General features: G+C 54.8%; 11 protein-coding genes and 4 pseudogenes. 14 read left to right on the top strand and 1 reads right to left on the bottom strand.

Annotated features, from left to right (window positions below; genetic code table 11):
* Positions 1–179 precede the first annotated feature (179 nt).
* The 4 genes and pseudogenes from ASD54_RS11880 (at position 180) to ASD54_RS11870 (ending at position 2,060) form a co-directional block, all read left to right on the top strand.
* Positions 180–437: a type II toxin-antitoxin system VapB family antitoxin gene (locus ASD54_RS11880; RefSeq protein ID WP_062554839.1), complete on the top strand. Its 258-nt coding sequence runs from the start codon at positions 180–182 to the stop codon at positions 435–437.
* Entirely contained in the window at positions 434–838 is a 405-nt protein-coding gene (locus ASD54_RS11875) for a type II toxin-antitoxin system VapC family toxin (protein ID WP_062554838.1), read from the top strand. The genes ASD54_RS11880 and ASD54_RS11875 overlap by 4 nt, the downstream gene beginning before the upstream one ends.
* Entirely contained in the window at positions 835–963 is a 129-nt protein-coding gene (locus ASD54_RS27440; RefSeq protein ID WP_280139183.1) for a hypothetical protein, read from the top strand. The genes ASD54_RS11875 and ASD54_RS27440 overlap by 4 nt, the downstream gene beginning before the upstream one ends.
* Positions 950–2,060, top strand: a pseudogene (locus ASD54_RS11870) (site-specific integrase). The gene ASD54_RS27440 and the pseudogene ASD54_RS11870 overlap by 14 nt, the downstream one beginning before the upstream one ends.
* A 523-nt stretch (positions 2,061–2,583) precedes the next feature.
* Here the strand turns inward: ASD54_RS11870 and cysC are convergent.
* Positions 2,584–3,165: pseudogene (cysC, locus tag ASD54_RS11865) on the bottom strand (adenylyl-sulfate kinase); the annotation flags it as partial.
* A gap of 613 nt (positions 3,166–3,778) precedes the next feature.
* Here cysC and ASD54_RS11860 point away from each other — a divergent pair.
* The 10 genes and pseudogenes from ASD54_RS11860 to ASD54_RS27510 form a co-directional block, all read left to right on the top strand.
* Positions 3,779–5,056 (top strand): cytochrome P450, encoded by a 1,278-nt coding sequence (locus ASD54_RS11860; RefSeq protein WP_062554836.1) that lies wholly within the window; start codon positions 3,779–3,781, stop codon positions 5,054–5,056.
* On the top strand, positions 5,053–5,748 hold the full coding sequence (locus ASD54_RS11855; protein WP_062554835.1) for a sulfotransferase family protein: 696 nt from the start codon (positions 5,053–5,055) through the stop codon (positions 5,746–5,748). Before ASD54_RS11860 ends, ASD54_RS11855 begins: the two co-directional genes overlap by 4 nt.
* Positions 5,749–5,768: 20 nt before the next feature.
* On the top strand, positions 5,769–6,692 hold the full coding sequence (locus tag ASD54_RS11850; protein ID WP_062554834.1) for a sulfotransferase domain-containing protein: 924 nt from the start codon (positions 5,769–5,771) through the stop codon (positions 6,690–6,692).
* A gap of 358 nt (positions 6,693–7,050) precedes the next feature.
* Positions 7,051–7,407: a helix-turn-helix domain-containing protein gene (locus ASD54_RS11845; protein ID WP_244484747.1), complete on the top strand. Its 357-nt coding sequence runs from the start codon at positions 7,051–7,053 to the stop codon at positions 7,405–7,407.
* Positions 7,349–8,161 (top strand): annotated as a pseudogene (locus ASD54_RS11840) (TniB family NTP-binding protein); the annotation flags it as partial. The gene ASD54_RS11845 and the pseudogene ASD54_RS11840, both read left to right, overlap by 59 nt.
* Positions 8,139–9,014 carry a TniQ family protein gene (locus ASD54_RS26160; protein ID WP_082547187.1) on the top strand — a complete coding sequence of 292 codons (876 nt, stop codon included), beginning with the start codon at positions 8,139–8,141 and terminating at the stop codon, positions 9,012–9,014. The pseudogene ASD54_RS11840 and the gene ASD54_RS26160, both read left to right, overlap by 23 nt.
* Before the next feature lie 95 nt (positions 9,015–9,109).
* Positions 9,110–10,189, top strand: a complete 1,080-nt coding sequence (locus tag ASD54_RS11830) for a cadherin-like domain-containing protein (protein WP_062554832.1) — start codon at positions 9,110–9,112, stop codon at positions 10,187–10,189.
* Between the two features lie 388 nt (positions 10,190–10,577).
* Positions 10,578–10,817 (top strand): type II toxin-antitoxin system prevent-host-death family antitoxin, encoded by a 240-nt coding sequence (locus tag ASD54_RS11825; protein ID WP_062554831.1) that lies wholly within the window; start codon positions 10,578–10,580, stop codon positions 10,815–10,817.
* Positions 10,817–11,236, top strand: coding sequence for a type II toxin-antitoxin system VapC family toxin (locus ASD54_RS11820; RefSeq protein WP_062554830.1), 420 nt, complete (start codon positions 10,817–10,819; stop codon positions 11,234–11,236). Before ASD54_RS11825 ends, ASD54_RS11820 begins: the two co-directional genes overlap by 1 nt.
* Positions 11,226–11,394: pseudogene (locus ASD54_RS27510) on the top strand (integrase); the annotation flags it as partial. The gene ASD54_RS11820 and the pseudogene ASD54_RS27510, both read left to right, overlap by 11 nt.

Genomic DNA, 11,394 nt, shown 5'->3' with positions numbered 1-11,394 from the left:
TAAATGATTTGCTAAAGAAACTCTATCTGGTTATTGCGGTTCCTCACATGGTATGACTTCCGGTTAACGCTCTAACCATCGATAAGTAACCCTTATCGATGGTTAGCCATCACCAGTCGTTTTCTTGCTATCTTGCGCGGAAGGCACTATGTTGAAGCTACCATTTGAAGAGGCACACCATGTCCGAACCCCAACTTTCCATCCGCAGCAGCAAGGCCCGTGAACTGGCCCATGCACTCTCCCGCCGGACCGGCCAGCCGATCAACCGCCTCGTTGAACTTGCGCTGGAGCGTTATGATGTCGAATTGAGGCAGCAGGATAAAAAGCACCCGTTGGATGCCGTATGGGAGCTTGCAGCAGAAGGCCGCCACAATGTTCCGGCTGGCACCACCTCTGCGCATGATGATCTTTATGATGAAAATGGCCTGCCTATATGATTGTGATCGACACCTCGGTTCTTGTCGCAATCGTCCTTGAGGAGCCGGAAGCAGAAGCATTCAAGTCGGTCCTACGGCAAGAAGAGATTGTGATCGGCTGGCCTACTCTGTTCGAAACCAGAACGGTTCTGACAGCTAAACGTTTTTCCAATGCAGCTGACATTGTTTCCCGGTTCGTTGACGCGCCAAATATCATGCCGATCGCCTTCAGCGAGAAGCACTTTCGTGAGGCTGAATCCGCGCTAGACCGATACGGTAAAGGCCGCCATTCGGCTAACCTCAACATGGGCGATTGTTTCTCCTACGCAGTCGCCGCCGTGGCCAAAGCACCGCTGCTTTTCAAGGGCCGCGACTTTTCCCAAACCGACCTGAAACTGCACCCGGCATCTTCCATCACATGACGGAGGCTCACGACAGGGCTCTTGATCGCCGCGTCCAGCACCTCGACACAATCGCCGCTGTTCTGCCCATGGAACGTCGCGACGAACTTGCCGAGCTTCTGACCGATCAGGATGTCTGCTCTTGATCGCCGCGTCCAGCACCTCGACACAATCGCCGCTGTTCTGCCCATGGAACGTCGCGACGAACTTGCCGAGCTTCTGACCGATCAGGATGTCGAGACGCTGCGCCATCTGGTCAATGAGGGCATGGGTGCCAACACGCTGCGGGCGCTGACCTCGGATCTCGCCTATCTGCAGGCATGGTCGCTTGCTTCAACGGGGCTCTCTCTGCCTTGGCCTGTACCAGAAGCACTGCTTCTGAAGTTTGTCGCCCATCACCTATGGGATCCGGAAAAGCGTCTTTCAGATCCGGATCATGGCATGCCGTCGGACGTCGAAGAAAAGCTTCGCATCCAGGGGTTCCTGCGAACAGTAGGCCCCCACGCACCCGATACCGTTCGCCGGCGACTGGCGACCTGGTCGACCCTGACCAAGTGGCGGGGGTTACAGGGTGCCTTTGCTTCTCCTGCCCTGAAGTCCGCAATCCGGCTCTCCGTGCGTGCGACGCCGCGACCGAGGAAGCGCAAAAGTGCAAAGGCCGTGACCGGAGATATTCTGTCAAAACTCATCGCGACCTGTCGCACCGACAGCCTGCGCGATGTGAGAGACAAGGCGATCCTGATGGTCGCTTTCGCCTCCGGCGGTCGTCGTCGCAGCGAAGTGGCGGGGCTGCGCAAGGAACAGCTCACTCCGGAAGATCCGATCCCTGTCGAAGGCTCATCTCCCCTGCCCTCGCTGTCCATCCATCTGGGACGCACCAAGACGAGTGGTGCCGACAGCGACGAGACCCGTCGATGCGCTGAATGCCTGGCTAAAGGCTGGCAGGATAGACAAAGGCAGCGTGTTTCGCGCCATCGATCGCTGGGGCAATGTCTCAGCCCGTGCRCTRGATCCGAAGGCGATCAGCGATATCGTCAAGCAACGCGCTGCAATGGCCGGGCTGGACCCCACTGAGTTTTCCGCCCATGGCCTGCGCTCCGGTTATCTCACCGAAGCAGCCAATCGCGGCATTCCGCTGCCAGAAGCCATGGAGCAGTCAAGACACCGCTCAGTGCAGCAGGCGTCAGAGTATTATAACCACGCTCAGAGGCGCAGTGGCAGGGCGTCGAGGATGCTGGAATGAGCGGCGAACCTACGGCGGCAATAGCCTGTGGCTTAAATTCAAGACAGTGTCCGGCATGTTTTAAGCTAGTCCTGCCATCTGCCGAAAGCTCGCGCCTTCGGAGCTTTCATAAAATTCCTGGATCTTGACTCATGGCGTGCTGTGGCCCGGGCTACCGAAATTGGGAGCAGAACAGGTTTTACTTCCAAATAACGTGCAAGAAACCAAGCGATCGCGACATCGGGCAATGTTTGCGACGAAGATATTTGAAATCATCCTCTGATTGGTGCTTAAGCTTTTGAGCAGTGGCATTCGAATGAATGCTTACCCCGCATAAGGAGCAACAATCCCACGCTGATGGTCAGGCCCGAAAACCTGCGAGAGGCTAAGCTCCACAAATTAATCGACCGCGCCGCACTGAGTAGATTCAACCTGTCAGGCAGGCCAAAACCGGTCATCTGAGTTGGGAAGCCCACCCGATCTCGCAAACGACGACTTTTCCATGAACAGCAACGGCAAATCGCCTTGCACCCCAATGACTCGATCATGCCAAATCCAGATGCGCGACGATTTGCTTCGCCAGATCCGTGGGGGTTGTCCCAACCGTTCGCAGATGAAGTTCCGGCGAGGCCGGTGGCTCATAGACATCATCCACTCCCGTGAAGCCGCGAATCTCCCCGGCATAGGCCTGTTTATAAAGACCTTTCGGATCACGTTCGGCGCAGACTCCAATCGGAGTATCGACGAAGATCTCGATAAACTCCCTAGACTCCACCAGATCCCGTGCCATGCGACGCTCCAGGCGATAGGGAGAAATCAGACATACAAGAACGATCAGACCCGCGTCGAGCATGAGCTTTGCGACATGCGCGGTCCGTCTGATATTTTCGATGCGATCCGCGACCGTGAACCCAAGATCCTGATTAAGTCCGTGCCGCAGATTGTCGCCATCAAGGATGAAGGTGTGTTTACCGGCTGCGTGCAGCAAGACATCGACATGGTTGGCGATCGTAGTCTTTCCCGCACCGGACAGTCCGGTAAACCACAGGATCCGAGGTCGTTGCGACTTCTGGACCGCGCGCGTTTTTCGATCTAGGGTGTGGTTCTGCCAGAACGTGTTCTGCGAACCATGCAAAAGATCGTCCATGGAAAAATCTCCGTAAATTCTCGAACGCTTTATCAAAAGATTCTTTAATTCTGTTTTTTTAAATATAAAATGAAGCTCATCCTATTTCAAAATTATCCTGCTGTAAATCTAATCCGGATTTCTCTATCTAGTATATGCATTTATTAGTATTTATTATTAGCTTGTATCACATTAAATTCCGCGCTATGACTTATTGACTCAAATCAATGGGAAATCTATATTTGAATAGTTGCACTATTGTACTGTGCATGGATAAAATATAGGAGTATGAATATGAAAAAGTTCTTTGTATCTCTGTTGGGCGTCTCTGGTCTGAAGCGCAGCAAGCCACGTTACATCTACACCTACTGATAAGGTGCATCCTCCGGGATTTGCCTTGCAAACCCGGGGGACAGTCTGAATATGAACAGGGCTCGAAGTGGCTCGCTCGCAATTCTTGGCAGCTGCTTTCGCAATGGCACCCACCAATTTCCGTCGACAAACAATACCTGAAATTCGCAGAGGAAGGCTTTTCAGTAATAGTCTTCATTTTCGGTGGGATCCGCTTTCATTTTTGTCCTCTTGTCAAAGAATCGACAGCCCGATTATTTCGATGGACGATGGCCTTTACATCGTGACTTCACCGGAGTTCATTGAAGCTATTCTACATGATCGCAACGACCTCTTCCTGAAATCCGGATCGCCCGAAAACAGGGATATGGTGAGTTTTCCATCCTCTGTGATGAACAGCTCCGGCGATGACTGGGCCTTCAAACGCAAAGCGATGCAGCCAGATTTCAGTCTGAGACAAGTTTCCTCCGCATTACAGTCGACCTTCGCTTTGACCGAGTCGCATCTCGCGCAATGGCAGACGGGACCCACCTCACGCGACATCCGGCCTCTTCTGCAACAACTGTGCTTCGATGTGGGTTGTCAGTTTCTTCTGAACATGGCGCTGGACAGGGAGGACCGAGCGGCATTCATAGCCCTGTCTGAAGCGATTATCCTGAAAACTCGCGATCCGGTGCGTCTTCCGTTCAATCTCTTTGATCGCACTGCTTCACGGCTGAAGACCGCTCGAGAATCAGCCAAGACCGTTGCACAGGCGGCCCTTGCCAGAGCAGGCCAGCAGCAGGCGCGCGGTAGAGCAGCCGAATTGGGCATGTCATTTGTCAACCGTGCCTCCCTTGAAGATGCAGAATGGCTTTGTGACGAATTCTGCGCGATGGTCCTGTCGGGGCTGGAGCCCATGTCGGCTGCACTCGCCTGGGCCTTGCATCTGCTGACGTCGCATCCGGAGGTTCTGAACCGAGTTACTGCGGAAGCAGACCTGTTGAGCGGCGTCGAATGGGCGACGGGCGGGGGAAGCGTGAACCTCGACGCATTTCCCCAAGCCCGCGCTGCGTTGATGGAAGCATTGCGGCTCTTTCCACCAGCTTGGCTAACCGGGCGAAACGTTGCACGGGATACGACTCTTGGCAACTTCGACCTCGCTGCTGGGAGTGCAGTGATGATCAGCCCATGGATCAACCACCGCAATGCCCGGTTTTTTGAGGAGCCTGATCGCTTCAGGCCGGAACGATGGCTGGACGGGACATTGCAGCAGCACTTGCCACGCTATGCCTTCTTTCCTTTCGGCGGCGGCATCCGGCGTTGTATCGGCGAGCATTTCAGCCTCTTGCATATGACGCTCATACTGGTTTGCATTCTGAGGCGATTTATCCTGGAGCCACCGTCGAAAACGAGGGCGAAGGCTTATCCGGCTCTCGTTCTGCGGCCCTTGAACGTGAAACTGGCCCTGATGCCGCGCGTGTTCGCGGGCGAAACGATGGGCGGCACAGATGAATGCTCGTTCAGTCGACAATCACGAACAATGGTGGAGACAATATGAGCCTTTCTGTAATTGGCGTCGGGTTGGGCCGAACCGGCACCTTGTCCCTGAAGCTGGCACTGGAGCATCTGGGCGCAGCCCCATGCTATCACATCATGGAAATCGCGGCGACGGTCCGCAGGTCTTTGCCGCTCTGGAACGATGCGATTGGCGGTTCCGCTGATTGGGACCTGATCTTCGAGGGATATCGCGCAAGCGTCGACTATCCAGGCTGTCTCTTTTGGCGCGATTTGCTGGCGCATTATCCGCAAGCCAAGGTCATATTGACTGTGCGCGATCCAGATGCCTGGTTCGACTCCGTGAGTGAGACGATCTTTCCCGTCGTCAGGAAGGGCACCTTGCTGGGCCGGGATGGTCTCGCGTTAAGCGATTTCTTGCGGAAAGACTTCGGTGATCGCATCGGTGACCGGACTTTCATGACTGATTACTTTCGCCGCTGGAATCAATCCGTGATTGACGAAGTTCCTGCAGAAAGACTGCTTGTCCTCCAGCCTTCCGACGGGTGGGAGCCGCTTTGCACATTTCTTGGTCTGAAGGTCCCTGACAAGCCCTATCCATGGCTCCATGCGCGCGTGAAGAAGTCGCGCTGGCGGCTTTTCGGAAGGCGCGCCATGCCCGAGCGGGTGCCTGAAGAGCTGGAGATCACGACCCGCAATTATCTGAATGACTTGCGCATATCTGCATTTGGCTGACATTCTTTTTGAGGCGTATTATGGACATCACTGACCGACCCTTCAAGAAACGGAGTTTCGTCAACCGGTTCTTTGATCCCACTGTCTGGGACGATTTCAACTATCGCAAAGATGACATCGTCATCGCAAGTTACGCCAAGGCAGGAACGACACTTGCTCAACAGATCGTCGCGCAGCTGATGTTCAATACTGGTGAGGATGTTGATGTTGCCGCTATTTCGCCCTGGATCGATTCCGTCTATCCGGACAGGAGGACGAAACTGGACTTGCTCCAGGCGCAGAGCCATCGTCGCTTTTTCAAGACGCATCTTCCTGTCGATGCGCTGGCGTTCTCGGACGATGCGAAATACATCTATCTGGCGCGTGATGGCCGCGATATCGCATTGAGCCTTTTCGACCACCAGAATGCGACTCGTCCGGATGCGCAACTCCTCTCCAGCGAGAGTGCGGCTGCATCCGGCAAATTGAGAGTGCTTGCTCCGGCCCAATTACCCATCGGTGATTTTTTCGATGCCTGGCTTGACAAGGACGGACATCCATTCTGGCCATTTTGGGACAATTTGCGCAGCTGGTGGCAGGCGCGAACTCTGCCCAACGTCTTGTTTGTCCACTATGCTGATCTGGTTTCGAACATGAGCGCCGAGATAGAGAGGATCGCTGCGTTTCTTGACCTTCCGTTGTCTGCGGACAGATTGCCGAGCATCTTGAGCAATTGCAGCTTCGATTCGATGCGAGCCAATGCGCGGCTATATGTTCCTCATGGATCCGGCCTCTGGAAAGACGAAGGGAAGGCATTCTTCAACAAAGGGCAAAACGGCCGATGGACCGATGTCCTGTCGCCACAAGCACGCGTGAGCTTCGAACAACGTGCCTTGGACGAATTGGGACCGGCTTGCGCAGGGTGGATGATATCTGGCGGACTTGCAGAAAATTTTGCTGATTAACGGCTTGTTGACCACAGCCGGAGAACTTCCGCTACCAAAGCACTGATACCAAAGGTCCGTGATAGCGAATTCCGTCGCTGAGAAGCTCAAACACAAATCGAAGGATGATTTCGCTGCATCCTCGCTATTATCACAAGCAGAAAGCTATAGCCGCACAAATCAATATTTGGACAATACTATCATGTAACCCGTATTAAATGATGTCGCTTTGCACTTAATCCCGAGAATCGACCTCAAAGATTTCAGAGAGATAGCGGGGCACCAAATTTGCGAATGATCACTTAACTTGAGAACTTTGGGCGGATCTGATCACTTAATGTGAGAATCAGACGATCGAGGCAATCGACGGTGTTTTGCTGTGAGTGAGCCATTTCCAGACGAAGTTGACGAGGCGCTTTGGGATGAAGCGTGCCGACGCGCAGACGCAATTCGAAAGTTCCTGAACGGCCGCACTGGCAAGATGTCGGTGGCGGAAGTGGCACTGCTTGGGGCCGAGCTCGAAATCAGTCAAGCGACTGCATACCGCCTCATCAAGCTATTCCGGGCCGGTGGGACCGTGATGAGCCTGGTGGAGCGCAAGCCCGGCCGACCAGAAGGCCATCGGGTATTAGATGACAGGCGGGAGGAGATCATTCGGACAACGATCAGCCGGTACTATCAGAGCGATCAGATCACGCCGCTGGCTGGTTTATCCGCGCGCCAAGCAGGTGCTTGAACGGCTCAACCAACTGCTCAATCATCCACGCGGCACACGCATGCCTTCGCTCGCCATCTACGGCGACAGCGGAATGGGCAAGACAATGATCATGAAGCGTTTCCGTGATCAGCATCCTCCGAGCTTCAGTTCTCTTACTGGCAAGTTGAAGACACCTGTTCTGGCCATGGAAATGACCAGCCGACCCGGCGAACGACGGTTCTACGCGGAACTGCTAACCCTTCTCGGCGCACCGCAACGACCACGCGCCGATATTGCCCAGATGGAGCAGGCGGCGATGCGCATCATGGAGGCGATCGGCGTTCAGGTGTTAGTGATTGACGAGGTGCACAACATCCTCGCCGGAACCTATCGCGAGCAACGCATCGTCCTCAACACCTTGCGCTTCCTCAGCAACCGACTTCAGATCTCCCTCGTCTGCTTTGGCGTCAATGATGCCCGCGAAGCGATCGGTGGCGATGTGCAATTGGCCCGCCGCTTTGAACAGTTCACCCTAAGCCGCTGGGCTGCAAACGATCAGTTCGAGATCCTGATCGCTTTGATCCTGCGCAACACGCCCCTGCGCCAGCCGTCGGTGTTGACCGCAAAATCGCTACGGCGGATGTTGCAGATATCCGAGGGCATCACCGCAAACCTCTTCCATATCTTAAACATACTCGCCATCGAGGCCATAGAAAGCGGCCAAGAGAGAATTACGGACGCAACTGTCGAGAGATGGGAGCCGGAGTTTGATGCGGAAGCCGCCTTCGCATGACCTTCAAGCTCCCCAGCAGTTGCCGGTAACACTGGCTCCCTGCACCGATGAGCTGCTGTCGTCGTGGGTTGCTCGGCATGCACAGTTCTATGGTGTCCCTCCCCTGACCATGCTTCGGCATTGCCTCTCTGGGACGCCATCCCTGCGCGCCACCGATCTTAATCTCAACGAAAATCAGATCCTCCGCCTGGCGCACATACTATGCGTGGATAAGGCAACGATCCGCCGCACCACCTTCACAGATATCGCCCGGTCGTCGCGGTGCCTGATTGCGACGGATACGATACAGTCATGCTCAACTTGTTATCCCGCAAAGACGGAACCGAGAGCAATTCTTCGAAGTCAGCTTTTCGGCTGGCGTATCACCTGTGCTCTCTGCGGCAACCTGCTCCAGAGCCCCTCGGGGCCTAACTGCGCCTCAACCTTCGGTCACTATAGCGCAACGGCTCTCATCGGCGAACGACTGCTCCACGATGAGGCCTCACGAAAAGCTCGAACCTGGGTATCACCGGCCAGGATTGCACAACTTTTGCTGATGCGCCGCGTGAAGAACCCCACCTTTGGAAATTATGAGCCATGGCGTTACCGGGTGCTTGGCGCACTCATTCCTGATCTCGATGATATCGTTGATCGGAAGAGTCTGCCAATGTCGTCATGCCCAATCCTGCCCCTGCACCTGCGGCCGGCTCTGCTGGCCGGAATAGCCATGGTTGAGCGCTCAGGACCAGAGATGCTCGAAATGCTTTGCGGACGAATGAGGGGCGAGAACAAGATGCGTTTCAGAAGTGCCATCAACGAGATTACGAGGCGTACCTTTCGGTCAACCGCGTCATCCCAACTGAAACTAATCTGAGAATCTTCCCAGGTTGATTCTCACGTTAAGTGCCAATCCGGCTCAAAGCGGTCGCATTCTCACGGTTAACTGCCAACCGACACCGCTTCTCTGGAATGACTTACGAGCAGGTCGTCAACTCGATCTATGAAAGTCTGTTCGGCAGACCTGGCGAGGCCGAGGGGATTGGCTACTGGGTCAAACAGATTCAGGCTGGCCGCTTTACTATCAATAACATTGCGATTGCGATTCTCGATGGCGCACAAGGCAGCGACCTCGCGACAGTGAACGCCAAGATCAGCGCTGCTAACCTATTCACTTCACGTCTTGATCTTCCATCGGAAGTTTCCGCCTACACCGGAAACGGCGCGGCTATGCTCGCACGCGAATTCATCTCGACCATCAACAAGGACAATGCCGCGACAATTGCAGCGGTTGACGCTGCAATCTTAAAAGTTGCCAGCCTTGCCGGCCAAGGCCTTGCGACTGAAAGCGATACATCGGGTGGTGCCGTTCAACCACCAGCCCCTAATAACGCTCCTTCAGCGTCTGACATAGCTTCCGTGACCGACGAGGATAATCCTGTCAGCATTGCACCGGTTACACGCGATGCGGATGGCGATACCCTGAGCTTCAGCATTGAGGCAGGCAACGGTCCACGAAACGGAAGCGTCCTCTTCAATGCGCAGACCGGCAAGTTCGATTACACGCCCAACAAGGACTTCTTCGGAAGCGACAGTTTCACCTACACCGTCAGCGACGGAAAGGGCGGAACCACATCGGCAACCGCTTTCATCACGATCAAACCCGTCAACGATGCGCCGACCACCAAGGATCTGTCCGCAACGACCTCTTTGAACCAATCCGTATCGTTCAAGATCCAGGCCTTCGATGTCGACGACGATCGTTTGACCTTCACCATTGCAGGCGGCGTCGATCACGGAAGTCTGCTGCTTAACACCTTGAACGGGGAAAGCACCTACACACCCAACAAGGACTTCTTCGGAACAGACACCGCATCTTTCCGAGTCTATGACAGTGCTAACGCATCTGTGGTCGTGAACGTTACATTGACGGTTCTGAACCCAGGCAAACAATTGGTTCTGACTAGACTAGCCGAATTTCCGACTGACCAGGACACCGATGTCGGGATCGTCGGGGCTACACTCGTGTTCCAGGATGTTGCCGTGGCCTAAGCTCGGCCTACATAACAGAAATCGTTCAGGAGCAGCGCCGCTAAAGGCAGACGCAAAGCAAGGAAGCACTTTTTAGCTAGGTGCATCCACGGTAACCTGCGCAATTAAAGGTCCCTTTCCTGCTGCCTTCTGTATTGTACGCCTACTGATCGGAAGAGGGAGAGCGCACTTGGCTGCGCTTTGAAGATTGTAACCGCCTCATTCGATGTCCGAGAATCCGGGAGTAGGTCAATCCGCTGTAATCGGCCTGACTATTCCTTGCACTTGTTGATGCCATCTCACTACGTCGGCCCTTATAGGTGTCAGATGGTCAACTGGTTGACCATCCCGGTGTCTTGCCTTAATTTCGAGCAATCTCGACAAACAAAGAGAACTGAGGAGCCGCGCCGTGACGCAAATCGTAAAGGTTGCCGAAGCCAAGACCCATCTTTCCGAACTGCTCGTGCGCGTTGAAGCTGGCGAGGACTTCATCATTGCCCGCGGCAACGATCCCGTAGCGCGCCTGGTGGCTATGAACGAGCGACGCCAGCGCCTTTCCGCAATTGAGGCTGTAAAAGCATTCCGCGCCAAGAGCAGCCCCGTCACACATGATGAGATCCAGGCCTGGAAGCAGGAAGGTCGTCGCTGATGCCTTTCGTCGTTGATGCGTCTATTGTCGGAGCCTGGCTTCTTCCAGACGAAGAGAACGCGCTGGCAGACGAGACCCTGGCGCGCATGGCAGATGATGATGCGCTTGCGCCTGACCTTCTCATCCATGAAATCCGCAGCATTCTCCTGAGCGCCGAACGTCGCGGCCGCATCTCCAGCGATCTAATCTATTCAGGTTTGGCAAGGCTACGGGCCCTACCGTTGCAATTGTCCGGGCCCGGCGACGATTCCGAAGTTGTTCGTTTGTCGCGAGGATACCAACTTAGCGCATACGACGCTGCATATCTCGCATTGGCTGTTCTTGAACAGCTTGAGCTTGCCACACTCGATCGTAAGTTGGCGGCGGCAGCTCGAAAAGAGGGTGTGAAGGTACTTGGACCTATTGCCCATGGAGACTAGGCTGCCTACTCAGACTGCTCTTGATCGCCGCGTCCAGCACCTCGACACAATCGCCGCTGTTCTGCCCATGGAACGTCGCGACGAACTTGCCGAGCTTCTGACCGATCAGGATGTCGAGACCGAAAACTGGGGCGAAACGGAATTTCGTTCGGCCGGCT

It is taken from the genome of Rhizobium sp. Root149 (assembly GCF_001427345.1).
Lineage (GTDB): Bacteria > Pseudomonadota > Alphaproteobacteria > Rhizobiales > Rhizobiaceae > Neorhizobium > Neorhizobium rhizoryzae.
The sequence above is the reverse complement of the archived record's forward strand: the minus strand, read 5'-3'. Positions and strand labels throughout refer to the sequence as shown.

Coding starts and splice junctions, on each gene's coding strand:
- ASD54_RS11880 (WP_062554839.1), top strand. CDS start 180: ATGTCCGAACCCCAACTTTCCATCCGCAGCAGCAAGGCCCGTGAACTG.
- ASD54_RS11875 (WP_062554838.1), top strand. CDS start 434: ATGATTGTGATCGACACCTCGGTTCTTGTCGCAATCGTCCTTGAGGAG.
- ASD54_RS27440 (WP_280139183.1), top strand. CDS start 835: ATGACGGAGGCTCACGACAGGGCTCTTGATCGCCGCGTCCAGCACCTC.
- ASD54_RS11860 (WP_062554836.1), top strand. CDS start 3,779: ATGGACGATGGCCTTTACATCGTGACTTCACCGGAGTTCATTGAAGCT.
- ASD54_RS11855 (WP_062554835.1), top strand. CDS start 5,053: ATGAGCCTTTCTGTAATTGGCGTCGGGTTGGGCCGAACCGGCACCTTG.
- ASD54_RS11850 (WP_062554834.1), top strand. CDS start 5,769: ATGGACATCACTGACCGACCCTTCAAGAAACGGAGTTTCGTCAACCGG.
- ASD54_RS26160 (WP_082547187.1), top strand. CDS start 8,139: ATGCGGAAGCCGCCTTCGCATGACCTTCAAGCTCCCCAGCAGTTGCCG.
- ASD54_RS11830 (WP_062554832.1), top strand. CDS start 9,110: ATGACTTACGAGCAGGTCGTCAACTCGATCTATGAAAGTCTGTTCGGC.
- ASD54_RS11820 (WP_062554830.1), top strand. CDS start 10,817: ATGCCTTTCGTCGTTGATGCGTCTATTGTCGGAGCCTGGCTTCTTCCA.